27 protein-coding genes and 2 pseudogenes are annotated in these 22,576 nt (G+C 44.6%); 5 read left to right on the forward strand and 24 right to left on the reverse strand.

Annotated elements, in window-relative coordinates:
• Nucleotides 1-4 precede the first annotated feature (4 nt).
• Genes JCM17102_RS01210 through JCM17102_RS01235 form a run of 6 tightly spaced genes read right to left on the reverse strand, consistent with a single transcriptional unit; the run spans nt 5 to nt 5,089 of the window.
• On the reverse strand, nt 5-1,186 hold the full coding sequence (locus JCM17102_RS01210; RefSeq protein WP_025073656.1) for an iron-containing alcohol dehydrogenase: 1,182 nt from the start codon (nt 1,184-1,186) through the stop codon (nt 5-7).
• A gap of 24 nt (nt 1,187-1,210) precedes the next feature.
• Nucleotides 1,211-1,540 (reverse strand): TIGR04076 family protein, encoded by a 330-nt coding sequence (locus JCM17102_RS01215; RefSeq protein WP_025073657.1) that lies wholly within the window; start codon nt 1,538-1,540, stop codon nt 1,211-1,213.
• A 1-nt stretch (nt 1,541) separates the two neighbouring features.
• Nucleotides 1,542-1,844, reverse strand: coding sequence for a putative quinol monooxygenase (locus JCM17102_RS01220; RefSeq protein ID WP_025073658.1), 303 nt, complete (start codon nt 1,842-1,844; stop codon nt 1,542-1,544).
• 24 nt (nt 1,845-1,868) lie between these two features.
• The gene (locus JCM17102_RS01225; protein ID WP_025073659.1) at nt 1,869-3,365 is read right to left on the reverse strand and encodes a flavodoxin; all 1,497 of its coding nucleotides are present in this window, start codon (nt 3,363-3,365) and stop codon (nt 1,869-1,871) included.
• Nucleotides 3,362-3,934: a DapH/DapD/GlmU-related protein gene (locus tag JCM17102_RS25660; protein ID WP_275564294.1), complete on the reverse strand. Its 573-nt coding sequence runs from the start codon at nt 3,932-3,934 to the stop codon at nt 3,362-3,364. The genes JCM17102_RS01225 and JCM17102_RS25660 overlap by 4 nt, the downstream gene beginning before the upstream one ends.
• A gap of 12 nt (nt 3,935-3,946) precedes the next feature.
• Nucleotides 3,947-5,089 carry an NAD(P)-dependent alcohol dehydrogenase gene (locus JCM17102_RS01235; protein ID WP_025073660.1) on the reverse strand — a complete coding sequence of 381 codons (1,143 nt, stop codon included), beginning with the start codon at nt 5,087-5,089 and terminating at the stop codon, nt 3,947-3,949.
• Nucleotides 5,090-5,363: 274 nt separating this feature from the next.
• Between JCM17102_RS01235 and JCM17102_RS01240 the strand changes: the two genes are divergently transcribed.
• Nucleotides 5,364-6,278 carry a helix-turn-helix domain-containing protein gene (locus JCM17102_RS01240; protein ID WP_025073661.1) on the forward strand — a complete coding sequence of 305 codons (915 nt, stop codon included), beginning with the start codon at nt 5,364-5,366 and terminating at the stop codon, nt 6,276-6,278.
• A 69-nt stretch (nt 6,279-6,347) separates the two neighbouring features.
• Here the strand turns inward: JCM17102_RS01240 and JCM17102_RS01245 are convergent, their stop codons facing one another.
• From JCM17102_RS01245 to JCM17102_RS01260, 4 genes are read right to left on the reverse strand one after another with little or no spacing between them, the layout of a single operon-like run.
• Nucleotides 6,348-6,611, reverse strand: a complete 264-nt coding sequence (locus JCM17102_RS01245; protein WP_025073662.1) for an HU family DNA-binding protein — start codon at nt 6,609-6,611, stop codon at nt 6,348-6,350.
• Nucleotides 6,612-6,630: 19 nt separating this feature from the next.
• Nucleotides 6,631-7,191, reverse strand: a complete 561-nt coding sequence (locus JCM17102_RS01250; protein ID WP_025073663.1) for a flavodoxin family protein — start codon at nt 7,189-7,191, stop codon at nt 6,631-6,633.
• A gap of 7 nt (nt 7,192-7,198) precedes the next feature.
• The gene (locus JCM17102_RS01255; protein WP_245798446.1) at nt 7,199-8,113 is read right to left on the reverse strand and encodes an arginase family protein; all 915 of its coding nucleotides are present in this window, start codon (nt 8,111-8,113) and stop codon (nt 7,199-7,201) included.
• A gap of 47 nt (nt 8,114-8,160) precedes the next feature.
• On the reverse strand, nt 8,161-8,622 hold the full coding sequence (locus JCM17102_RS01260; RefSeq protein WP_025073665.1) for a nitroreductase: 462 nt from the start codon (nt 8,620-8,622) through the stop codon (nt 8,161-8,163).
• 370 nt (nt 8,623-8,992) lie between these two features.
• On the opposite strand from JCM17102_RS01260, the gene JCM17102_RS01270 reads away from it, so the two are divergent.
• Both JCM17102_RS01270 and JCM17102_RS30190 read left to right on the forward strand, forming a co-directional pair.
• Nucleotides 8,993-9,343, forward strand: a complete 351-nt coding sequence (locus JCM17102_RS01270) for a winged helix-turn-helix transcriptional regulator (protein WP_025073667.1) — start codon at nt 8,993-8,995, stop codon at nt 9,341-9,343.
• Between the two features lie 233 nt (nt 9,344-9,576).
• On the forward strand, nt 9,577-9,801 hold the full coding sequence (locus JCM17102_RS30190; protein WP_139262163.1) for a hypothetical protein: 225 nt from the start codon (nt 9,577-9,579) through the stop codon (nt 9,799-9,801).
• Nucleotides 9,802-9,826: 25 nt separating this feature from the next.
• Here JCM17102_RS30190 and JCM17102_RS31120 read toward each other — a convergent pair whose 3' ends face one another.
• Complete coding sequence (locus JCM17102_RS31120; RefSeq protein WP_081800175.1) at nt 9,827-10,600, reverse strand: MATE family efflux transporter; 774 nt, start codon at nt 10,598-10,600, stop codon at nt 9,827-9,829.
• Complete coding sequence (locus tag JCM17102_RS31125) at nt 10,600-11,196, reverse strand: MATE family efflux transporter (protein ID WP_275564295.1); 597 nt, start codon at nt 11,194-11,196, stop codon at nt 10,600-10,602. The genes JCM17102_RS31120 and JCM17102_RS31125 overlap by 1 nt, the downstream gene beginning before the upstream one ends.
• Nucleotides 11,197-11,332: 136 nt before the next feature.
• On the opposite strand from JCM17102_RS31125, the gene JCM17102_RS01280 reads away from it, so the two are divergent.
• A complete protein-coding gene (locus tag JCM17102_RS01280; protein WP_025073668.1) occupies nt 11,333-12,166 on the forward strand; it encodes a helix-turn-helix domain-containing protein in 834 nt (277 codons plus the stop codon).
• Between the two features lie 70 nt (nt 12,167-12,236).
• On the opposite strand, the gene JCM17102_RS01285 is transcribed toward JCM17102_RS01280, so the two are convergent.
• The 8 genes from JCM17102_RS01285 to JCM17102_RS01325 all read right to left on the reverse strand — a co-directional run bounded on the left by JCM17102_RS01285 (nt 12,237) and on the right by JCM17102_RS01325 (nt 17,043).
• Nucleotides 12,237-12,725 (reverse strand): pyridoxamine 5'-phosphate oxidase family protein, encoded by a 489-nt coding sequence (locus tag JCM17102_RS01285; RefSeq protein WP_025073669.1) that lies wholly within the window; start codon nt 12,723-12,725, stop codon nt 12,237-12,239.
• A gap of 3 nt (nt 12,726-12,728) precedes the next feature.
• Entirely contained in the window at nt 12,729-13,052 is a 324-nt protein-coding gene (locus JCM17102_RS01290) for a DMT family transporter (RefSeq protein WP_025073670.1), read from the reverse strand.
• Nucleotides 13,053-14,165: 1,113 nt separating this feature from the next.
• Nucleotides 14,166-14,405 carry a hypothetical protein gene (locus JCM17102_RS01300; protein WP_025073671.1) on the reverse strand — a complete coding sequence of 80 codons (240 nt, stop codon included), beginning with the start codon at nt 14,403-14,405 and terminating at the stop codon, nt 14,166-14,168.
• Nucleotides 14,406-14,430: 25 nt separating this feature from the next.
• On the reverse strand, nt 14,431-14,715 hold the full coding sequence (locus JCM17102_RS01305) for a site-specific integrase (RefSeq protein WP_025073672.1): 285 nt from the start codon (nt 14,713-14,715) through the stop codon (nt 14,431-14,433).
• Nucleotides 14,715-15,338: a phage integrase SAM-like domain-containing protein gene (locus JCM17102_RS01310; RefSeq protein WP_025073673.1), complete on the reverse strand. Its 624-nt coding sequence runs from the start codon at nt 15,336-15,338 to the stop codon at nt 14,715-14,717. Before JCM17102_RS01310 ends, JCM17102_RS01305 begins: the two co-directional genes overlap by 1 nt.
• Nucleotides 15,339-15,500: 162 nt before the next feature.
• Nucleotides 15,501-15,722, reverse strand: a complete 222-nt coding sequence (locus JCM17102_RS01315; RefSeq protein WP_025073674.1) for a DUF2795 domain-containing protein — start codon at nt 15,720-15,722, stop codon at nt 15,501-15,503.
• A 70-nt stretch (nt 15,723-15,792) separates the two neighbouring features.
• On the reverse strand, nt 15,793-16,356 hold the full coding sequence (locus JCM17102_RS01320; protein WP_025073675.1) for a cob(I)yrinic acid a,c-diamide adenosyltransferase: 564 nt from the start codon (nt 16,354-16,356) through the stop codon (nt 15,793-15,795).
• A gap of 45 nt (nt 16,357-16,401) precedes the next feature.
• On the reverse strand, nt 16,402-17,043 hold the full coding sequence (locus JCM17102_RS01325; protein ID WP_136498405.1) for a hypothetical protein: 642 nt from the start codon (nt 17,041-17,043) through the stop codon (nt 16,402-16,404).
• 97 nt (nt 17,044-17,140) lie between these two features.
• On the opposite strand from JCM17102_RS01325, the gene JCM17102_RS01330 reads away from it, so the two are divergent.
• On the forward strand, nt 17,141-18,136 hold the full coding sequence (locus JCM17102_RS01330; protein WP_025073677.1) for a FimB/Mfa2 family fimbrial subunit: 996 nt from the start codon (nt 17,141-17,143) through the stop codon (nt 18,134-18,136).
• A 139-nt stretch (nt 18,137-18,275) separates the two neighbouring features.
• Here the strand turns inward: JCM17102_RS01330 and JCM17102_RS01335 are convergent, their stop codons facing one another.
• The 4 genes and pseudogenes from JCM17102_RS01335 to JCM17102_RS32160 form a co-directional block, all read right to left on the reverse strand.
• Nucleotides 18,276-18,965, reverse strand: a complete 690-nt coding sequence (locus tag JCM17102_RS01335) for an energy transducer TonB (protein ID WP_025073678.1) — start codon at nt 18,963-18,965, stop codon at nt 18,276-18,278.
• A 297-nt stretch (nt 18,966-19,262) separates the two neighbouring features.
• Nucleotides 19,263-19,691: a putative collagen-binding domain-containing protein gene (locus tag JCM17102_RS30865; protein ID WP_199901477.1), complete on the reverse strand. Its 429-nt coding sequence runs from the start codon at nt 19,689-19,691 to the stop codon at nt 19,263-19,265.
• A pseudogene (locus JCM17102_RS25670) lies at nt 19,668-20,725 on the reverse strand (glycoside hydrolase family 140 protein); the annotation flags it as partial. The gene JCM17102_RS30865 and the pseudogene JCM17102_RS25670, both read right to left, overlap by 24 nt.
• A 102-nt stretch (nt 20,726-20,827) precedes the next feature.
• Nucleotides 20,828-22,236, reverse strand: a pseudogene (locus JCM17102_RS32160) (sulfatase family protein).
• Between the last annotated feature and the right edge of the window lie 340 nt (nt 22,237-22,576).

Consider the following 22,576-nt stretch of genomic DNA (forward strand, 5'->3'; position numbering starts at 1 on the left):
TCGGCTATTTATAAGATTCCGCAAATATCCGTACGATGTCTTCATCCGTCATTTGCACCCGGTCGCCAGTGAACATGATACCCATTACTTCGCGTGTGTTGCGCATGAAGGTCTCGAATTCGTCAGGCGTGATGCCGTAGTCGGACATCTTTAAGTCTGCTACGCCACAGGCTTCCTGCAAACGAACGAGAGCCGTGATGAAATCTTCCGGCTTTGTGGCTTCGGTCATACCCAGCAGTCGTGCCAGTTCGATGAAACGGTCGTCACAACCGTGATTGCGGACGAAATAGCTGAAATAAGCCTTGCTAATCATAATCAATCCGGCTCCGTGCGGTAGATTGGGATGATAGGCGGAAAGCGCGTGTTCCAGTCCGTGTTCGCTGGTAAGCAGGGTAAGCGTCATTACGGCTCCCGACAGGGTGTTGGCGAATGCCACACGGGTGCGGGCTTCCAGATCGGAACCGTCTTTCACGGCACGCGGCAGATATTCGGCGATGTTGCGGATAGCTTCGCGTGCATTCATATCGCTGGCAAGGTTGGCACTGGCGGCTATGAATCCCTCCACGCTGTGGAACAGTGCGTCGAAACCCTGAAAGGCGGTAAACTGCGGAGGCACGGAAAGCATCAGCTCCGGATCGACGATGGCGAGGACGGGAAAGAGCGACGAGTGCATGATGAACGCCTTTTCGTTCGTATCCTCTTTGGTAATGACCCCGCAGCCGTCCGTTTCCGAGCCTGTGCCGGCAGTGGTCGTGATGGCGATGATAGGTAACGGACGGTTCTTTATCGGCTGTCCTTTGCCGGAGCCGATGGGCACATAGTCCCATAAATCGCCCTCATTGGCAGCCAGCAGTGCAATGGCTTTCGAGCAGTCCATGACGCTGCCGCCACCCAGTGCCACGAGGAAATCGGCATTGTACGCACGTGCAGTGTTTGCTCCTGCTTCGGAGTTGGCGACTGTCGGATTCGGCATAATGCCGTCGAACACCTCGGTTTCCACACCTGCCCGGTGCAACTGTTCTTCGGTACGGGCGAGGTAGCCGTTAGAGCGTGTGGATTTGCCGTTGGAGATGACAATTAAAGCCCGTTTGCCCGGCATGGGTTGTGCGTGAAGGCTGTTCAACTGTCCTGCCCCGAAAAGGATGCGGGTTGGAATGTACTGGTCGTAACTGAGATTCGTTTTCATTGTCTTATACTATTTTGTTAATCATCAAATAAAAGGAGATTTAACTTCTTCATCCGTTGCTTCCAACTTGAAAAAGACGGGACGCAAGCCATCATTGCAGCAAGTAATCGCAACTCCCGGCTGGCGAACCCAATCATTGAAATAGAACTGCTTTGCACCATTAGCAAGAGCAAAAACGTATGGGTGAATGGTTCGCCATGCACCATCGCAGAAGCCTTCGGGCTTGCCTAATTCGGCATAGAACACCTGTCCCTCTTTCATCATATTGCATGGCTTTAATCCCGGGATGCCATAGTCGCGGGCTAAGTCTTCATTAAAAGTGGAACGCAATACGGTTATTTTTACTTTCTTCATGTTATTTCATCCGTAATCCGTCAATAAGAGGTATTGCATCCATGATTTCGAGATGAAGTACCATGTCTTTTGTTTGGGCAAAGTATTTTTGGAGGTGAGGCGATACGAAATGCCGGTCATAAGCGTCCTGATTCTTGTATTTTTCAAGAATCGTAAACCGGTTTGTATGTTCTTTATCCCATACGGCATAAAGAACCTCGACACCTTCTTCCAAGCATAGCGATGCTTCTATTTCCTCTTTCAATATTTGCTTGTATTCTTCGAGTTTGGACGGTTCAACCGTTATGTGTGCTATTTTTATCATTGCTATATTCTGCTATAATTGATGTTAATACCAGTCGTGCTTCTCGTTCCGGTCGAGTGCGGCGATTCGAGCCATTTCGTCATCGGTCAGCGAAAAGTCGAAAACAGAGATGTTCTCCCTGATATGATCGGGGTTGCTTGAACCGGGGATAGCGACCACACCCCGTTGCAAGTGCCATCTGAGAATCACCTGCACTACCGATTTATTGTGTTTGGCTGCAATTTCGGACAATACTGGATCACTCAAAAGCTCTTTCTGATGTCCGCGACCTCCGAGCGGATACCATGCCTCGACGACGATCCCGAGGTCATGGAGATGTTCCATTACTTCCGTGTCCTGATAATAGGGATGAACCTCGTTTTGAACCAACACAGGTTTGATGTTCACTTTCGGCAGAAATTCATTGATTTCCTTGACATAGTAGCACGATACGCCTATCGAACGGATTTTGCCCGCCGCCACATATTTTTCCATCGCCTTGTACGCTTTCACGTCGTTTGCCCCCGGATGGTGCAACAGCATCAGGTCGATGTATCCGATGTCGAGTTTGCGCAGGCACTCCTCGATGGCGGCTTCGGGATTGGAATACTGGTTGGGATAGAGTTTGGTTGCCACGAAGATTTCCTCACGCGGCACACCCGATTCGCGGACACCTTGTCCCACTTCCTCCTCGTTGCCATAAATGTAAGCCGTGTCGAATTTACGGAAACCGGCGGCAAGCGCAGCCTTTACAGAATTGACGCAAGTGGCTCCATGCAGGCTGTAAGTTCCTAACCCGAGAATCGGCATATCGTAGCCGCTGCTTAATTTCACTGTCGGGGCGTTTCCGTTCGTCCCTTTCGAGAGGTCGAATACCCCTGCATTCGTATTATTATTAAAATTCAAGTTCATACTTTCAATCCAGTTTTTAATTGTTTCTTTCGATTCGTTACCACCGAACCGTCGTCCCTGCTTCCATTCGGCTCCGGTCGCCAGACGATGCAGGTCGGTATCGCTCGAACCGATGCCGCTGGAGTGGGAGGTGCAGAACGGAACAATGGTCTTGCCCGTGAAGTCGTGGCTTTCGAGGAAGGTGAAAATGACTTTCGGAGCTTTGCCCCACCAGATGGGATAACCGAGGAAAACCACATCGTAATCGGCAAGGTTCTCGCATTTGCCCTTGATGGCAGGGCGTGCCGACGGGTCGTTCTGCTCGCGGTTGGCACGGGAGGACGAATTGTTGTAGTTCAAATCCTCGGACGTGTAAGCCACTTCGGGCTCGATGCGCCAAGTCGCCGCATCGCTCGCCTCGACAATCCGGTCGGCAACGCCTTTGGTCGTGTTTGTGCAGGAGAAATAGACCACCAAGGCACGGCCACCCGTAGGCTGTGGGTCAGGTGTAGGATCGGGATTCGGTTCCGGGTCTGGGTCGGGAACTGGGGACGGTTCTTCGGTTTTTACCGGCTCGTCGGTCGGGCTGCAAGCTCCTGTGGAAAGAGCCAGCCCCGACATAAGGAGAAGGGATGATATAAGCATTTTCATATCGGTTTATTCTTTGATTTTACGTAATATTTTTGCAGGTACACCCGCGACAACGGTATTGTCGGTACATCTTTCGTCACAACAGCTCCGGCGGCAACGATGGCGTTTTCACCGACGGTAACGCCCGGCATTATCATCGCACCCGCACCAATCCACGCGTTGCGGCGGACGATTACGGGCTTGACCAGCAGCCGATGCCGCAAAGCCGGTTCTTCGGGATGATGTTCCGTCAGAATTTTCGCTCCCGGTCCGATGAATACACCGTCTTCGAGTGTGATGCCGCCTTGGTCAAGGAACGTGCAGCCGAAGTTGATGAACACCTCTTTGCCCACACGGGTCGTTTTTCCGAAAGCCGTATAGAACGGCGGGAACATACGCACGGAGGCATCCAGCGGCTGTCCCCAGATGCGTTCGAGCAGCGCACGCACTTCATCGGGCGTGTGATAACCTGTGTTCAGTTCCACGACGAGCCGCTTCGTGTTCTCGATCTCCTCGCACAAACGGGGGAAGTCGGAATCCGTTTCCGAAATCCGCTTTCCGCTCCGCATTCTTTCTATAATATCGTTCATCGTTCCGTCCCCTTATTTTATTGTACTCATGTCGATTACATAGCGGAACTTCACTTTCCCGTCAGCAACGTTGCGCCACGCCTTGTCTATTTCGGAAGCATCTGCCTTGATGATTTCCACTTCGGGATATATGTCGTGCGCCACAGAATAGTCGAGCATTTCCTGCGTTTCCTTAATGCCGCCGATAAGTGAACCGTACACCTTGCGCTGGGAGAGGAAAGCCATGTTGGCTATGTTGAGCGTCGATTTGTCGGGAAGTCCCACGATAGCCATTTCACCGCCCATTTTCAGCATGGCGACATATTGTATCGGCTCGTAGTTGGCGGGGATAGTGCTGATGATAAAATCGAACGTGTTGCGCAGTCCCTTCATCTCTTCGGGATTGTTCACATTCACGTAACGGGTAGCACCCATACGGGCGGCATCGGCACGCTTCTCCTCGGTGCGGTCGAACACGGTCACATCGGCTCCCAGGTCCACCAGATATTGCACCGCCATATGTCCCAGTCCGCCGTAACCGGCTACCGCTACCTTGTCGCCTTTCTTGACGTTGCTGAAATGAATGGGCGACCAAGTCGTCACACCCGCACACAGAAGCGGGGCGACCCGTTTCAGGTCGGCGTTTGCAGGTATCTTGATGGCGAAGTTCTCGCTTACCACGATGTTGTCCGAGTAGCCGCCCATCGCCATCTCGCCGTCGTGGTAGATGTCTCTGGAATTGTAGGTAAATGTCGTACCCTTTTCGCAGAACTGCTCCTTGTGCATTTCACAGGAGGAGCAATGTCCGCAGGCATTGACCATGCAGCCGACGCCTGCCAGATCGCCGACCTTGAATTTCGTGACGTTCTTGCCGACTTTCGCCACACGTCCGGCGATTTCGTGCCCCGGAATCATGGGGTAAGCGGCGTGCAATCCCTGTTCCTGCTGCTCGTCCCAAGCGGCGTGCAGGTCGCTGTGGCAGATGCCTGCATACAGGATTTCAATCTGGATGTCGTTGTCGCCGATGGCATGACGGGTAAACTCGTAAGGATGGAAGGTGTCTTCGGCGGAGAACATGGCGAATCCCTTCGCGGGAACACGCTCGTTTTGGTTTTGTGCAACGGCAGAAGCGAAGAAAGCCAACGCCGTCATGGTTGTAATTACTATACGTTTCATATTTGCTTGATTTTGAATTATTGTTTTTTGTACGATGCAAAATTAGGGAGTTCCATGATGTGACACGGTACCTGTCTTACGGACAGAAGTACCCCGATTACAGATTCTATTGCAAGCGTTTCAGTATGATATTCAGCAAAGTACCCGGCTTACGGATAAAAGTACCCGAATTACGTGTTTTGCCCTATGATGCTTTTATAATCGGGGAAAATGTATTTCCTTTGTATTGCGAATAAGAAATCTACGTTATTGAAAGAAAAGTATTTATAGAATTATGGATCACACTGCGGATATAGTAAAGGCTGACACCATCGAACAGTACAATCGGTTCTTTGGGTTCGAGACACGCCACCCGTTGGTCGGCATCGTGCATTTCGACGGCTCCGTGCCGCAACCGACACACCGGATGACGCTGGGATTTTATGCGTTGTTTCTCAAAAAGACGACCGGGTGCATCATCAACTACGGAAAGACGGTCTATGATTTCGACGATGAAACGGTCGTGAGTTTCGCTCCGGGACAGACGGTCGGCATTCACCGGTTGGAGGACGGCCCCGCACCGGAAGCCATCGGTTTGTTGTTCCATCCCGATTTCTTGCACCGTACTTCGTTGGGGCAGAAGATGAAGCAGTATTCGTTTTTCTCCTACGCATCCAACGAGGCGTTACATCTTTCGACGGAAGAGCGCATCATCCTTCAAGATTACATGGAGAAGATTGTCCGTGAGTTGCAGCATCCCATCGACAAGTTCTCCAAGTCGCTGATTGTTTCCAATATCGAGGTGCTGCTCAACTATTGCATGCGTTTCTACGAGAGGCAGTTCATCACGCGTGAGGATATGAATCACGATGCGTTGGCACGTTTCGAGCGGCTGTTGGACGATTATCTCTATTCGGATACGGCGGCAAAGGAAGGAATCCCGACCGTGAAATATTTCGCCGACAAGATTTGTCTTTCGCCCAATTATTTCGGGGATTTGGTAAAGCAGGAAACAGGGAAAACGGCGCAGGAGTACATACAGTTGAAAATGATAGCCGTAGCCAAGGAACGGATGCTTGATCCGGCAGGTACAATCAAGCAGATTGCAGAATCGCTTGGGTTCCAGCACCCGCAGCATTTCGTCCGTTTTTTCAAACGGCAGGAAGGTTGTACGCCGAAGGAGTTCAGGAACAGGGTGACGGCTTCCTAAAAGCCTGAAATAAAGATGCCGCCTGAATTTATCGTTCAGGCGGCACTTCTGTATATGTTTGAATAGTAGCTACTTTATTCTTGATGGTACGAATGTGATTCGTTTTGTGCCTTTGGAGGTGGTATATTTTTCCAAATGGGTAGAATAGAATAACCGTGGTGGAACGTCCTTCAAGACAAAAGAACCGAATCCGGACCATTTTACAGGTTCACCTGTCGCAAGCGTGCGCTTGGTAATCTCGACGGCTTTGTCGAGCACCAAGGCGATTTTCTCTTGCGACATGGGCGGGTCGAGTTCGCTGGAGATGGTGCGGATCAGTTCTTTCTTGTTCATAGTATCTGTTCCCGATTTTCTATTGACCAATCAACATTTTGGCCATGTTGTATCCTAATGTCCGCATTGTCCGAACTCCCATTTCATCCTCTTCATTTTGCTGTTGCTTTTCAAACAGCATATTCCAATAGCTGCTGCTGATAATAGGCATTTCGCTGAAAGTAAAGTATTTATTCAGGCGATCTATTGCGCTGTTTGCACCGGAACGGATACAACTGGCAATGGCTGCGGCAGGTTTTCCCCGAAATAATCCGCCATGTGTGCTTGCTGCATAAAATACTCTGTCAAGCAGTGCACATAAAGCTCCATTGGGAGCAGCAAAATAGACGGGTGTTCCGATAATCAAACCGTCGGATTTCAAAATAGATTCTATCAGCTTGTTGCATACGTCGTCGGAAAATGCACAACGGTATGTTTCGGCACATTTCCGACAGTCAATACAACCTCTTACTGATTTGTTGCCAATCCAGAACCATTCTGTTTCGATTCCCTTTTCATGCAGGGCTTCCTCTACCAGACTCAGAGCTTGCCAAGTTCCTCCTTGGGGATGCGGACTTCCATTGACCAATAAAACTTTCATACCCAGATTATTTCAATAAGGGTAGTTGGTGCAACATCTCTTTGATGCGAATCGCAGTACGCGGCATCGGTTCAGCAACGGTCAAACCGACAATCTCTTTTTCCGTAGCGATGTCGTTTATTACCCTCACGACTTCCGATATTTTCATACCGCTGGGAACAACACCGACAGCAGCTATGATTTCGGCAGGGTCGAGCACGTCCATATCGAAATGTACGACGACTTTGGACGCTCCGCACGATTTCAGCCAACTACGTATCGCATCGCTGTTCTCACGGACATCTTCCGGCGTCAAGTGTTTTATTCCGTATTGTTTTTGTCTTGTCTTGATTTCGTCACGCTCCCAATCACGCAGTCCGACAAAAAGGATTTTGGACGGGTCGAATTTTGTCGGTAATTCTCCGATGATTTTCTTGTCGCCCAATCCCATGCAAGCCGTTACAGCCATCGCATGATATGCCGGATACACATCGCCCGGCAACGTAATGTCGGGGTGTGCGTCAATCCATATCATTGCTACGTCGTCCTTGTATTTGTCGGCGAGGTAAGTGAAAGGCGCGACACTTACGGAACATTCGCCGCCGAGCGTTACGATTTTATCGGGATTTTCTATTTTCAATATATCCAATGCCGCCTTTGTCTGGCTTACGAGTATATCCCTATCGAGTACGCCATCCGTAACCTTACGTTCCGCAAGTGCCGTTGCGACCGGGACCGTTATGGTTTTCTGTCCGTTGTCGGGAGCGAGGAAATTCAGCAACTGCGCTCCAAGATAGTATCCCCTCGATGCCTGTTCGGGGTCTTTCACTTCGGTTATCCACTTGGCTATATCCGCACCTTGCCATTGCGGGTAAATCAAACGTATCGTGTTGTTTTGAGCGTAAAGGGTATTCATTCCCAATGCTAATGCTGCTACTGCCATTGTCTTGAATTTCATTATACTGGTTATTATTGTTTTACATTAGAATTTCAGTCGATATAATGTACATAATCCGCTTTTCTCGGCTTGGGTTGGGGCGCTTCTTGTGCGCTGTAACCGAGAATGCAATTCCCGATACCTTCGTATTCGCCTTCGATTCCCCATTCCCGCAGAAGGGATTTTCCTTCCGGAGTGTCGAATACCTCTTTTGCCCGATGTATCCAACAACTGCCCAGCCCTACGGCATGGGCTGCGTTCAGAAGATTGCCCATTACTAAAGCTCCGTCATAGAGATAGGTCGGGCATTGTTTGTCTGCCAGTACCACCAATACGACGGGAGCACCATAAAACGGATCGGATTCGCTTCCCATGATGCCGGCATTCAGTTGGGATAACCGATTCCGCATCTCCTTGTTCGTAACAGCCACGATAATGGGCGATTGTTTTCCCATTCCGGTAGGAGCGTAAGTACCTGCTTCTACAATTTGTGTTATTAACTCTTTTTCAGGCATTTTGTCCTGATAGGCTCTGATTGCCTGCGGGTTTTCAGAACTTCCAATACTTTGTTTTCACTCATATTATTTTCTGTTTTCGTATTCGAGCAAGATGTAACCAAAAGAAGCAGGATTATAAATCCAAAATGTTTCATTACTGGCAATAGACTTAACTTTTCAACGGTTGAGCCACAGGTTTGAAAAAACGATATCAATGTATTCTTTTTCATAATTTATTTTGTTTTTGCGTGCAAAGTTATAGTGTTCTGCAATTTCAGGCAAGTACGGTAAAATTATTCATATAGTGATAAATTTACCCCTATACATACTTTTGTGCGTATTAAACAAAAGATGTATATTTACAGCAATTTTTAGACGTAGTATAGTTATGTATGAGAAGAAAATCCCCTTTGATATAAATTGTGATATAAAAATCACGATGGAAATAATCAGCGGTAAGTGGAAATGCTGTATTATAAATCGGTTGGCAAATGGTGCAAAACGACCGAGCGAACTGCATCGTGAGTTTTTGGATGCAACTCCACGAGTAATCAATCAACAATTAAAAGAACTCGAACTGCACGGGATTATTAAGAAAGAGATTTTTAAGGAGTTGCCTCCGCATTCTGAATACTCATTGACAGAAGCTGGGAGAACATTGCTTCCTTTAATTGCAGAGCTTGAAAAATGGGGCGCTGGTTATCGCCCTGCTCTGAAAAAGATTTTGGGGTTGGAATAAGTTTGGGGTAAGAGAATAATAAGGATGCCGCTTGAATTTGTTTTTCAAACGGCATCTTAGTTTGTAGCCGGTGATCATATAGCCTGCTGCCCCCAATTGCCATTCATGCGCTGGCCAATCTGATTATAGACTATTTTGTTCTCGACGGTACGAATGTGATTCGTTTTGTGCCTTTGGAGGTGGTGTATTTTTCCAAATGTGTGGAATAGAACAGCCGAGACGGAACGTCTTTCATGACGAAAGAACCGAAGCCGGACTATTTCACAGACTCATCTGCCGCAAGGGTACGCTTGGTTATCCCGACGGCTTTGTCGAGCACCAGAGCGATTTTGTCCTGCGACATGGGTGGGGTAAGTTCCTTGGATATGGTGCGGATCAGTTCTTTCTTGTTTATTTCGTGTTGTCATGCTATTTCAATGTCAAATTCTTTCTCTTGGGCAGAAAGGCGTTTTATGTAGATAGACCATCGTTAGCAATCGTATTTCAGATACCGACGAATTTCTGCCTGACGTATCGGATGTAAATGACGGCACAGGTCAGCAGTTCCGCTGCCGGAATGGCAAGCCATAGGCCGGAGACACCGAATGCCCGGGGCAACAGGACGAAGCACGGCACAAGGAACAATATGCCCCGCAACAGCGTATATACGGTGGAAACCATAGCTTTCTCGATGCTCTGATAGTAACCGATAAAGGCGATGTTGATCGCGAAGAATACGGCGCACAAGGCAAATAGCGGCAAACCATCGACCGCCAGCATATATGCACTCTCCTGCGGACTGAGAAACAGGCGGGCGACCTGCGCCGCTCCCGCCCACAGTCCGACCGTTACCGATGCTCCGCATATCACAGCGGTAAGAACCGATATGCGCAGCGTCCGGCTGACGCGGTGGAGCAGATGCGCCCCGTAGTTGAAGCTGATGATAGGTTGCGCCGACTGGGCAACGGCATTGCTGATGGAGAAAACAACCGGAAAGAGATAGCAGGCGATGGCGAAAGCTGCGACACCCTCTTCGCCGAGCATAGAGATGAACATATAGTTTCCCGTGAGCATCATGACGCTCATAGCCAGTTCGGTCAGGAAAGTGGCGAATCCGATACGGACCATGTACCCGGTATTGCGCAGAGTCAACAAAAGCGAGGTCAGGGTCCGTTTCAGCGGGTAGAACCGCAGTTTGTCCGCGAACCGGAAGAAATAGGCAAAGACCATCGCTCCTCCCACGGCGCAGGCTATTGATGTGGCCAATGCCGCACCCATCACTCCCCAGCCAGCGGGAACACCATGTACCAGTCGAGTACGATATTGACGACCGCAGCTACGATCTGAATCGTCATGGCATACTTCGGCGCACCGTCCAGACGGATGAGCATCATGCCCACACACTCGACGAACAGGAAAAACAAGCCGGGCAACAGCCAGAGCAGATAGCTCACGGCATTCTCTTCGAGCAGAGGGCTGCACCCCAGTGCGTGAACGACGCCACGGGGAAAAACAAAACTGCCGAGACCAATTACCCCGACAAGCAATAATCCGACGATGAAAGCCTGCGTCATGATGATACGGGCAGCTTTCACTTTGTTTTCCGACAGCCGGATGCTCGCTATGACCGAGGCTCCGATTCCGAACATCAGTCCGATGCCGGTGATGACCATAAAAACCGGGGCGACGATATTCACCGCTGCGATTCCTTCGGTTCCCACGCCCCGACCGACGAAGATGCCGTCGATGACCGTCAATGCCGAATTGAAAATCATTCCGACGAGCGTCGGGAAAAACAGCGAACGGAACATAGGACCGATATTGTCGTTCGCAAAATCGAGCCTGTCTCTATTTAAATTTCTATCTTTTTTCATCTGCTGATATGTCATTGAATACAGGCCGCAAATTTAGATATTCTCCCCGGGACGGAAGGGGTGTTTTTTCGGTGACTTATGGTACTTTTCAATACATCTGACTTGCCGACAGTAAGATTTTGCCTAATTTTGCGGTATGAATACATCGACATATCAGAATGAATCATGCGGCATAACCGACTGGAAGAAAAGCATCGGACGTGTCATCAGAACCGACGGGTGCGTGTTCCTGCTCTGTACGGGCGGCAGAGCGACCGTGTCGGCGAATATGCAGAATTTGGTTTTCCGCAAGAATGACCTTGCCGTTCTGACCTCTGATGTCTATTTTTCAGTATCGGAGGTGTCTGCCGGATTTTCGGCCCGTTATGTTGCTTTGTCCGAGCCTATGCTCGAAGCCGCCTATTACCGGATTACCAGCGTATCCTTGTGGGATTACCTCCATCATGTTCCGATATTGAGGTTGTCGCCGGAGCAATGCAGCCTCGTGTCGGGGTGGCTGGAACAGATGGAGTGGATACTGACGCATCTTGACGGCCCCGACCGTTCGGTTCTGCTCAACAACAACGTTTACCACCTTTTTATCGCCATTGATGCCGAACTCGGCAAGGCTGTCGAAACGAAAATCCATGCGCATAAGGATCGGGCGTGGGATATTACCACTCGGCTGTGGTCGCTGCTGACGAAGCATGCGTTCCGGGAAAGGTCGGTCTCTTTCTATGCGAAAGCGTTAAATATAACTCCGGATTATCTGAATAAGGTGTGCCGCCGTGCTTACGGCATGTCGCCGAAGACACTGATCGAGCAGCAGTTGCTTGTCGAGATGAAAAGTTACCTTATTGATACGCGGCTGTCCGTATCCGAAATCGCTGACCTGCTGAACTTCGAGGACGCGTCGTATATGTGCCGTTTTTTTCGGCGCAAGACCGGTTGTTCGCCGCTGGAGTTCCGTAACGGCGGTGCGGTCCGGTAGGTGGCGGAATAATGCGGAATGCCTAAATTTTTTGTATTCCACGACATGTATATGTCGCAGAATATAGTATTCATCTCTTTCTCACAAGTTCAATAGCTTCCTTGCCTGTCAAATGCTCAATGTCGAGACGGAGAATAAGCATGTGCGACAGACCTTTTTCCAGCTCTTTTTGTAATCCTGCATCATCGCCGGGATTGTATCTCGCACCCAGCAAAGATGCTGCATACATCCTTTCGCTCTCGGATTCGATGATTTGAATTTTCCCGAAGGCAATGACACTTCGGAAATAGGTGGTAAACTCGGAGGGGCGAACCTCATCGGCAGCTATGACACAAAATGAAGCCTTGTCATGCCCTCTTATGGCATCTACCTTATGACCCGTTTTGGCACTATGAAAATATAGCCTGCCGTCAGCATAAACATAACTTATCGGAACAGCATACGGATAGCCGTTGTCACCGAGCAGGGCAAGTGTGCCGGATGTCGCCACCGACAAAATGGCATCACATTCCGTTTTTGAGAGCTGTTGGCGAGAACGCCGCATCTTACGAAATTCCATGGCTTATGATACGATTTTAAGTCCGATAATTGATGAGATTAGCGTGAAGATGAAAAACAAACGCCAAAAAGTTGCCGGTTCTTGGAAAAAGAGGATTCCCACCAAAACCGTTCCGACAGCCCCGATACCGGTCCATACGGCATAGGCAGTGCCTATCGGCAGGCTCTGCGTGGCTTTTGCCAGCAATCCCATGCTTATAATCGTAAACACAAGGAATCCTGCCATCCAGCCCCACCAAGGGAGACCATCAACGGACTTTGCACGTCCGAGACAGTAAGTAAAGCCGACCTCGCAGAAGCCGGCGACAATCAGAATTATCCAATTCATAACTGAATCCGAACCTGTTCGAGGGCTGCAAGAATTCTCGGCGACTCCTTCTAAGGCGATACAAAATTACAAAAACACAGAGGAGTTCAAAAGCCTTTTATAAACAAAATCACGATTGTCACTATTTTTGCGATTTTGGACTAATTCTCATGGTCATTCCTTGCTGTCAGTTTCCACGTACTGTCAGATAGCAAAGGATTTGAAATTGATATGACTTATATTTTTGTATTGATATGGCCGAATGACTTTGCAGATGGTGTGGTAGTTAAATCGTTATCGCAATTCTCCTATGTTATTCTGATGATAATCGACAGAAAAATGCCGCTTGAATTTATTTTTAAACGGCATTTATTATCGGTTATACGGCCTGTTGTTCCCAACTTCCGTAACAGGCATTCATGCGCTGGCTAATAAATTATAGACTATTTCATCCGGAACGGGACAAATGAGATTCGTTTTGTACCTTTGGAGGTGGTGTATTTTTCCAAATGTGTGGAACAGAACAACCGTGACGGAACGTCTTTCATGACAAAAGGACCGAACCCGGACCGTTTCACAGACTCACACGATGCAAGAGCGCGCTTGATAATCCCGACGGCTTTGTCGGGCACCAAGGCGTTTTTCTCTTGCAAGACATAGGCGGGGCGAGTTCGCGGAATATGATGTGTACCAGTTTTTTCTTGTTCATAACATTTTATTATTTATTCTTTCCAAAAAATCTATTTTGAGGATTTCAGATTGCCTCTTCGTGATGAAAATAATCGATCAATAAAATGACATTACGAAACATATTCCAGAGAATTTTGCACTCGAGTTGAGCCAATATGGAATTAACCAACAGGTCTTGTTTCTCCAATGCCTCTACCAGTGAATCTACTGAACCAGCATTACAATAATTAAGAAGGGAAAAATCGAGGGTTATAGGATTTATATTAGGTTAGCTATTGAAATTGTGGTAAGAAAAAATAGCAGATAAATTTAAAAAATACTATCTTTGTATAACAAAAAGTGTTCTTTTGACTTAATGCAAAATATGGCGAATATGTGTGATTCGCTCGTTTCTAAATCGTTACCCATTTAAGAGGATAGGAACTATAATTGATTGTATATCAATTATAAAATAGAACTTAAGTGTCTTGCAACGTGCATCGTCAAATTGAATGACAAATCTCCGATTTTATGTCCTAATGCTTTTAACGACACCTTTATAGGAGTGTTCTTATTAATCCGCATTCGTTTAAGTTCTTCTTCATCAGCCAAATTAAAATCATCAGGCAGCAAAGCAAATACAAAGCGGTTACTTCTTTTTTTCATCTTCCATTGCTCCAAGATTTTTACTGCCGCATCATTCAAGGTAATTTCATGTGGTACTTGTCCCTTATACAGAACTTTTTTTCAACTTATGCTTTTCCAAATCAACGTGCATCCATTGAAGGGTTAGTATATCGGAGAAGCGCAAACCGCAAGCATGAAAGGCAAATAAAAACATATCCATATATTCCCTTGTACGTGGATATTTCACTACATTATACAACGCAACAAACTTACTCAACTGTTCTTTAGTCAAGTAGTGTACATCTTCATCTTCCGCATCTTCATCCGATAATTTCGTTTTAATTGGCAAATACTTTTCTGATATTACATCAGCAACAGACGCTTCCATCAACCTTTTCTTGCTGCAAGTTTTGCAGCCTTCATCAATGGAGTTAATGACTTATTGATAGTGGCATTTATATTATTACGTTTACTTTTTCGCCATATAATATAAGAATCTATTATATCTTCCGTCATATCAGCAATACTAATGCTATCTTCACCTAATTCCTCCAAAAGAAAAGTACGAAACAGTTTCAAACCATTTAAACCATTATCACGAACACTTATACCTATCTTTTCCGTCTTATATAACGATTCTAAATTGTCAATAGCCAACTGTACAAAATCCTGATTTTTCTCCTCATTCGCATTGTATTCACCTCTAACCATTGAGCGCAGTACATCAATTGTTAAACGTTTCTCAGACGGGAAATCTAATATCAGCGCATCAATATCATTTTTCTTTTTATCAAGCATCTTATTCAGTCGGACACTTTGCGGATGGGTAGCACGAACCTTTTGTGCCTTATCGTTCCATTCCTTCTCCTTCACCCACACATCCGTTTTATCTTTTGCAATCTTTCTATCCAATGAATATTGAATATAAACCTGATACTCACCTTTAGCATTTTGATTATCTTTCCGCAAAACAAAGCTGCCTGAATTACTTAATGACTTAACTCGTCCCATATACTTACTATTTTAAATTTAGGAATATGGAGCAAAAATAATGTAATTTTTGGGAAACATATTCGGCTTTAAAACGCCTTAAAACGAAAAATGGACGATTTTTGAATCGCCCATTTTATTGATTTTCAGCTTGATTTTCAAGTCCTTTTGCCGATTTTTGCATTAATACTCCTCTTCGTTAAAGAAAAAATCTTCTTTGCTAGGATAATCCGGCCAAATATCTTCGATACTCTCATAGATTTCGCCCTCATCTTCCATTTCCTGGAGATTCTCAATAACTTCAAGAGGAGCCCCTGAACGCATGGCATAATCGATCAACTCTTCTTTGGTTGCCGGCCAAGGCGCATCTTCTAGTTTTGATGCTAATTCCAATGTCCAATACATAATCTTGAGTATTAAAAGTGAATACTAACGTCTTGTTTTCTATTTTTCGGCAAAAGTATAATAAAATCTATCATTTACAACTATTATCCCAAAATATTTCATTATTTTGTTCATCAAAATTAATTTTTCGAGATAAAACGAATAAATAGTCTGATAATCTATTCACATAGGCCAGAAGTTCGGGAGAAATTGTACAAGTTTCGGACAAAACTAAAATGCGGCGTTCGGCTCTCCTACAGATAGTACGACAAACATGACAAACAGCTGCACCACGAGCGCCTCCCGGAATAATAAATGCTCGAAGTTCCGGCAACTGTTCATCCAATTTATCAATTTCTTTTTCAATACGTAACACGTCTTCCTGAGTAATAATACTTGCGCATTTCAGTTGTGTTTTCTCCTGATCGGTGGCAAGGTGCGAACCTATAGAAAATAATTTATGCTGTATTCCCAAAACAAAATCGCGGTCATTCTCATCTATCAAATAGGTATACAACCAACCCAAATGGGAATTTAATTCATCGATTGTTCCATATGCTTCCAAACGTATATGAGTCTTCGGAACCCTGGTACCACCAACAAGACTGGTAGTTCCCTTATCACCGGTTTTTGTATATACAAGGCTCTTTTTCATAATCTTCTATTTATCATTATATATTAAGGTAACGCATAACGGTTCTCAGAAGTTGATCATATAATGCTGTTTTATTTTTGTTTTATCAAAAAAAAGCAGACCGACATCATACAAATCAAAAGTAATCCCTACCCGTTCATCATTTTGCAATTCGTGCCATAACGTTCTCATCTGCCTGGAGTAGGTTATTCCATATACAACAAACAAACTTTTAGGAGTAGTCCGTTGCACACAAACCTCAAAAACTTCTTTTACTAGAACCGGATTCCGGGAATCATTCAGATATAGGAAATCAATCGGTACGTCTGTATCCAGAAAAAGTTCCGACAAGTCAGATGCAAAAAGATATCCGGCAGAAGGCTTTGCAGATTGCAAATAGAGAGAACTCACAGAGGGGCGCCCAACTTCTACAATAGTGGCAGGTTGTACCCTGTTTACCAATCGGAACAACAAGCGGTTAATCTTTCGTGTTCCTTTATACCATCCACATTCTTTTAACTTTTTCTTCTGTTCTGACGCTAAAGAACGGTAAGCATAGTAAGGTAGCTTCTCATAGATCACGTCTGTAATCAAATTGAAAGCAAAAGGAGAATGGACACCATAACCACAACGATAACGGAAACGGGAAAGCCAGATAAAAGGTCTTTTCAAGCAAAGTAGTAGATGATTCATAAGACAATCATTCATTTTTCATTCGTAATGCAAAGATACGTTTTTTAATCTCACAGAACCAATTCAAATAGAAAATGTTATTAGGGAAAACAGGACCTAAACAGCTTTAATTATGAAGAAAATTATTTTTATGGCAACACTAACAGCTGCCATCTTCTCCGGTTGTTCCAGTGACAATCCCATGTTACCCGAAAATGATTGTGGCAACGGAAGTAATGGCGGTGATGGTAATAACGAACTTATCAGCCCCAATATACATGCCACTGTCAATTCACCAGACAACTCACAGAGTCCGATGACTGGTGTTCTGGAAGTATACCCCTGCCAGGCCGGAACTTCCATCTATTTTGGCAATTACATTAATGACATGCTTACGCCATTCCCGGGATTATATAACCTGAAAGACGGAAGTACTTTCGGTACTCCGAAACGTGCGCTATCACTTCCAATAGGGACATATAACATGATTTATTGGGGAACACCTAAATATGAAGAACCTATCTACAGTAATCCGACAGTGACTGACCCTCAGATCACTGTTGGCGGAGATTTATCACAACAGTACTTTGGACTTCGCCAGAATATTCCGGATACTACATATTACCCGGTTTTTGATTTGGTATATGCTGTGAAACCAGCTAATATTGGTACAGAAGAGTTAAATGCTGCCATGAAACGGCAAGTTGCAGGTTTGAAAGTTATTGTAAAAAATAAGAATAATGGTATTTTAAGTTCCAGCATAGCTAGTATGACAGTTCATATCGGAGGGATTGCTGAAAAAATGAACCTATACACTGCAGCTGTGACAAACCAAACCAAGACTGTAGCTTTCCCGCTTGTTCTATCCACAGATGGTACTCAAATGAGTAATGCCACCGTTATGCTATTTCCATCCTCAGTTAGTCCTCTATTTCAACTCATTGTCACTTTGAAAAACGGAACTGTAAAAACATTCAAGCAACCTCTGAGTTCTCCTTTGAAAGCGAATACCCGACTTACCCTAACATTGACTTTAGCCGAAATCTTCTCGGAGGAAGAGACCGGAAATTTTACAATAGACAATTGGCAGGAGGAAAGCGAAACAATCGACATACCCAGTTTGAATTAAATAAAGAGTATCCACTAATCGATAAAGTAACAATTACCGAAGATACGTTTGACGATTAATAATATTTCTGACTATCAATTGAAAAGGGTCGATTCTCATCGCGAGAATCGACCCTTTTTACTCATTTATTCCAAAGTAACTACTGCAATGTGAAACTCACCGGTACAGTAAACTTTACTCTTACTTTCCTGCCGTTTTGTTCACCCGGCTTCCATTTGGGCATTGTACTAATCACGCGGAGAGCTTCTTTATCCAGATAAGGATCAACACCTCGCACCACTTCAGGGCTTGTTATCGATCCGTCTTTGTCTACGACAAACTGAACAATTACTTTTCCACTCGTGCCCGTTTCCTGAGAAATCGTCGGATACTTGATATGTGAAGAAAGATACTTCATTAATTGGGCAGTCCCACCGGGAAATTCCGGCATATTCTCTACTGCCACATAAATCTCATCCTCCAATATTACTTCCTCCACTACTTCAGTTGGCGGTGCCAAAATGCCCTCAACAGGTTTAAACGACATATCTTCCACTACCATAGAAATATCTTCCTCTATCTCTGTCTTATCATCCACTACTACGAATACATCGACTAACTTTGTCACTGGTGGTGGTTCCGGTTTCTTCTCATCAGGAAATGTGATTGGAACAAGCTCCGTTACAAAGATGGATTCGTCATTCAATGACGATGTTGTCGCAATTCTTACACCATGTTGTGTCCATTCGAACGAAACGAACATGAACGCAAGCGCAACAACCAAACCCATCATCAACCAAGAACCACGTTGGTTCTCAGTTGCAGCCTTTTTTGATTTCTTGGCTTCCATAAAAAATTTGTTTAAGTAATTAATAATAGAAAATATATAGTATATATACTACTTATCGTATTTCTTCTTAAAGTATTACTTATAGTGCTCTCTAGCTGCAATAAATATAGTAAATTTATAGACAAGTTATTCTTTTTCAACAAATTATTTAAGAATAAAGGCAGTTGTTTGCTTTTATTTAAAGATTGAAGTTATTAACTAAAGAAATATTAACGAATGATTTCCATCTTTAAAGGAAAGAAATTGATGATTGACACATTTCATAATGATATCCAACGCCAGACTTTGACATTACATTTAGCTTTTTCCTGGTACAGGATATTTTTTTGAGGCATCATCCAAAACCAAAATCCAATCTATCATTTCTCCGGGATCAGGGGATATAAATGTCTGTTCTCCTTTATTAGAGTAAATACCTGCATTACTAGCTTCTCCTGTTCTGGGATTATACCACCAAGCCTTGATTTTATCACCTTTCAATACATTCATTCGTACCTTAAACTTTCTGCCGACAGGTGCGTATATCATGGCGTAGGAAAAATCTTGATCACAAGTCGCAACAAAACGATAGCGGCCTTCTCCCGGCATGGCTGTGGGGATTCCGTCCATAACCAGTATCTTCTCTGTTGCAGGAATACGTGTGAAAAACGGACGTGATTCTATCAACAAACGTCCGTATATCATTTGCTCTGAACCCGGCTGATGTATGGCATCACGCCAAGACATTAAAGGATTATTAATAGGTCCCGATTTGTCAGGATCATACATTTGCCAAATCGAATGATGACCATAAGTATGCCCGAAAGCCCCATTAAATAAATCCCAATATAGAACACGACGAATATCCGATGCGATAGAATGTCCCTACGTTTAGCCTGAAAAGCAACAGGATGATCTTCATACAGAGGTTCACCATCCATTACCGGCTTAGCGGGAGTACGATTATAATCATCTCTGGTTTTAGAATAGTTTCCATATTCTACTTCGTGTCCGTTCTGACGCATATTAAAATCCAGCCAATCTTCCGCATGAAAGAACTGAGCAGAACCTTGTCCTCCTGTAGGATGAAATGTGCGGAGATGTTTTTTCCCATCTCCAGCCGCAAGTCCTTCGGCCATGGCCCGTATTACTTCTTTTTGGTTTTCATTCTCAGGATTTCGATCTCCTCCCAGAATCCATATAATTTGCGCCTCTTTATAACGTCTCCCCAGAAATTCTCCATAACTCCTCGCATTCTGTTTATTAAAGACAGGAGTACCGTCATGCCAATATCTGCCCCATGTTGGAAGAAAGCCTATATATAAATTGAGTTCGTTGGCCTTTTTTACAACATAATCCACATAATCCCAATAATCATTATCGGCACCTTCTTTTATTAAAGGTTTATTCGGATCATTATTTTCAAAAGGTAGGAAACCGTAAGCGTTAGGCACACTGATTCCATCGAGCTCAGCCAAAGCAACCGCTTGGACAACAGTAAAGCCTTTCCGCGCACGATCTTCAAGGTATAAATCAGCTTCTTCCTTATTAGTGCGATGGAATAATTCCCACGCCGTATCTCCTAGATAGAAAAAAGGCGTACCATCACTATACTGCAAAAAACGTTTATTTTCAGAGATACCAAGACGACTTTTTAAAAAATCTCCTCTCGTTTTGGAGTATTTACTTACCTGCGCTTCTATCCCTCCGGCAGACAACATTACTATTGTCCAAATGATAAACCATTTTTTATTTTTCATGTTTGTATTATATTTAATCATTAATCATATAAGTACTATTGCCCATTGGCAGAACTAATCCATTGCATAAACAACAAGAATCAAATCAGATATTGCCCCATCAGGATAAAGCAAACTAATTATTTAATGAGAAACATCCTCTACACGACCTGCCGGACGCCTGTTTCTTCCTTTTGACTTTGTCAGATTATCGCCCAAATCCTCTCTTGCCTCTTCGGCCATCTTCTCTAGTCGTTCTGCTATTTCCGGATACAGTTTTATCACATTATATCGCTCTCCCGGATCACGACGAAGATCAATTAACCACTTCTCATTTAACGGATAAAACTCATTTACTTTCCCGGGCGCTCCATCATTACCAGGCAGAAATCCCTCATAAGTACGATGCTTATGTGGAAATATCAATTTAAAGAACCCATCCGTCACAGCTTCCAAATCGTTTCGACGATAATAATAATAAAATGTAGAACGAGGATTTGCACTGGGAATCTGTTTCAATAAAGGAATTAAGCTGACACCATCTACTTTATGTTCCGGAAGTGGCACATCTGCAATCTCGGCAAATGTAGTCAACAAATCAATGCCGGATGCCAAATTGCCGCAGATACTCCCTGCAGGAATCATCCTTTCCATTGCATGATACATGGGACCCGCTGTCCGCCTTCAAAACTTGTGCCTTTCCCTTCACGTAATCCTCCGGTATTACCGGCATGATTGCCATAATTCAGCCAAGGCCCATTATCGGACAAAACAATAACCAACGTATTTTCGTCCAGTCCCTCCCTTTTCAATTTATGCAGTATCTCCCCTATACTCCAGTCTAATTCCATCATCACATCCCCATATAAGCCTATTGCACTTTTTCCTTTGAATTTGTCAGACACAGCCAATGGAACGTGCGGCATAGGATGAGCTAAGTACAGAAAGAAAGGATTTTTCTTATTTTTATCAATAAAATCAACAGCCTTATTGGTAAAATCCGTCGTAAACCGACTTTGATCAGGATTCAGTTCAATTACTTTTTCTTTTTCAATTAACGGCAAATCAGGATAACGGTGACTTGGATGGTTCGGCCACATATCATTAGAATAAGGTATGCCATAATAATCGTCAAAGCCATTTCTTAAAGGAAGAAATGGTATCGCGTCTCCCAAGTGCCATTTTCCATAAGCTGCACAAGTATAACCTTTAGGCTTCAAAACTTCAGCAATAGTCAATTCATCCTCATGTATTCCGTTTTTTGCTCCGGGGGAAGGTGCGCCAGCCATTCCGATACGATTGGGATAACATCCCGTCAATATTCCCGCACGAGAAGCTCCACTCACAGCTTGTGGAGCATAGAAATGAGTGAATTGCATACCCTCTTTTAGCATCCGGTTCAGATTTGGCATCTCGTATCCCATAGCTCCATTGGAGCACACATCGCCATATCCCATATCATCCATCAAGATAATTACAAAATTTGTATGTTTCTTTGCTGATAACAGCTGGGGCAAGCAAAGGATTCCGATCAATAAAGTGGCCACTCTCATTTTTCTAATATAGATTTAAAAGATATATGGTGGCAAAATACCTAAAAAATCTTGAATCTACAAGAAAAGAAGCGATAATATAATTTGCGAGCGCTTATTAGGAGGGTTGTCTTGCTGGCTAAAAATTCTTTTCTTATATTTGAGCTTTAGTAATGCTTCGGTAAATAGTAGAGCTTTTATAGATCTGAAGCAGAACTACTGATTTACAATACACTAATTTAATAAGTAACTATTCACGACTAGTTGACAGAAAATATATAGTATAATACTACTTGTCATATTTCTTTTTAAGCATTACTTAAAGAGTTCTCTAGCTGCAATAAATTATAGTAAAATTATA

It is taken from the genome of Bacteroides faecichinchillae JCM 17102 (genome assembly GCF_000614145.1).
In the GTDB taxonomy this organism is placed as follows: domain Bacteria; phylum Bacteroidota; class Bacteroidia; order Bacteroidales; family Bacteroidaceae; genus Bacteroides; species Bacteroides faecichinchillae.

Excerpts from the sequence above, each read along its gene's own strand:
- JCM17102_RS01290 (WP_025073670.1), bottom strand. The coding sequence starts at position 13,052 with ATGAATTGGATAATTCTGATTGTCGCCGGCTTCTGCGAGGTCGGCTTT.
- JCM17102_RS01250 (WP_025073663.1), bottom strand. The coding sequence starts at position 7,191 with ATGAAAGTTTTATTGGTCAATGGAAGTCCGCATCCCCAAGGAGGAACT.
- JCM17102_RS01240 (WP_025073661.1), top strand. The coding sequence starts at position 5,364 with ATGGATCACACTGCGGATATAGTAAAGGCTGACACCATCGAACAGTAC.
- JCM17102_RS01260 (WP_025073665.1), bottom strand. The coding sequence starts at position 8,622 with ATGCCTGAAAAAGAGTTAATAACACAAATTGTAGAAGCAGGTACTTAC.
- JCM17102_RS31120 (WP_081800175.1), bottom strand. The coding sequence starts at position 10,600 with ATGGGTGCGGCATTGGCCACATCAATAGCCTGCGCCGTGGGAGGAGCG.
- JCM17102_RS01310 (WP_025073673.1), bottom strand. The coding sequence starts at position 15,338 with ATGGGACGAGTTAAGTCATTAAGTAATTCAGGCAGCTTTGTTTTGCGG.
- JCM17102_RS01320 (WP_025073675.1), bottom strand. The coding sequence starts at position 16,356 with ATGAAAAAGAGCCTTGTATATACAAAAACCGGTGATAAGGGAACTACC.
- JCM17102_RS01235 (WP_025073660.1), bottom strand. The coding sequence starts at position 5,089 with ATGAAACGTATAGTAATTACAACCATGACGGCGTTGGCTTTCTTCGCT.
- JCM17102_RS01270 (WP_025073667.1), top strand. The coding sequence starts at position 8,993 with ATGTATGAGAAGAAAATCCCCTTTGATATAAATTGTGATATAAAAATC.
- JCM17102_RS01305 (WP_025073672.1), bottom strand. The coding sequence starts at position 14,715 with ATGGAAGCGTCTGTTGCTGATGTAATATCAGAAAAGTATTTGCCAATT.
- JCM17102_RS01245 (WP_025073662.1), bottom strand. The coding sequence starts at position 6,611 with ATGAACAAGAAAGAACTGATCCGCACCATCTCCAGCGAACTCGACCCG.
- JCM17102_RS01225 (WP_025073659.1), bottom strand. The coding sequence starts at position 3,365 with ATGAAAATGCTTATATCATCCCTTCTCCTTATGTCGGGGCTGGCTCTT.
- JCM17102_RS30190 (WP_139262163.1), top strand. The coding sequence starts at position 9,577 with ATGACGAAAGAACCGAAGCCGGACTATTTCACAGACTCATCTGCCGCA.
- JCM17102_RS01220 (WP_025073658.1), bottom strand. The coding sequence starts at position 1,844 with ATGATAAAAATAGCACACATAACGGTTGAACCGTCCAAACTCGAAGAA.
- JCM17102_RS01335 (WP_025073678.1), bottom strand. The coding sequence starts at position 18,965 with ATGGAAGCCAAGAAATCAAAAAAGGCTGCAACTGAGAACCAACGTGGT.
- JCM17102_RS01280 (WP_025073668.1), top strand. The coding sequence starts at position 11,333 with ATGAATACATCGACATATCAGAATGAATCATGCGGCATAACCGACTGG.
- JCM17102_RS30865 (WP_199901477.1), bottom strand. The coding sequence starts at position 19,691 with ATGTCTTGGCGTGATGCCATACATCAGCCGGGTTCAGAGCAAATGATA.
- JCM17102_RS01315 (WP_025073674.1), bottom strand. The coding sequence starts at position 15,722 with ATGTATTGGACATTGGAATTAGCATCAAAACTAGAAGATGCGCCTTGG.
- JCM17102_RS01285 (WP_025073669.1), bottom strand. The coding sequence starts at position 12,725 with ATGGAATTTCGTAAGATGCGGCGTTCTCGCCAACAGCTCTCAAAAACG.
- JCM17102_RS25660 (WP_275564294.1), bottom strand. The coding sequence starts at position 3,934 with ATGAACGATATTATAGAAAGAATGCGGAGCGGAAAGCGGATTTCGGAA.
- JCM17102_RS31125 (WP_275564295.1), bottom strand. The coding sequence starts at position 11,196 with ATGAAAAAAGATAGAAATTTAAATAGAGACAGGCTCGATTTTGCGAAC.
- JCM17102_RS01210 (WP_025073656.1), bottom strand. The coding sequence starts at position 1,186 with ATGAAAACGAATCTCAGTTACGACCAGTACATTCCAACCCGCATCCTT.
- JCM17102_RS01255 (WP_245798446.1), bottom strand. The coding sequence starts at position 8,113 with ATGGCAGTAGCAGCATTAGCATTGGGAATGAATACCCTTTACGCTCAA.
- JCM17102_RS01215 (WP_025073657.1), bottom strand. The coding sequence starts at position 1,540 with ATGAAGAAAGTAAAAATAACCGTATTGCGTTCCACTTTTAATGAAGAC.
- JCM17102_RS01330 (WP_025073677.1), top strand. The coding sequence starts at position 17,141 with ATGAAGAAAATTATTTTTATGGCAACACTAACAGCTGCCATCTTCTCC.
- JCM17102_RS01325 (WP_136498405.1), bottom strand. The coding sequence starts at position 17,043 with ATGAATGATTGTCTTATGAATCATCTACTACTTTGCTTGAAAAGACCT.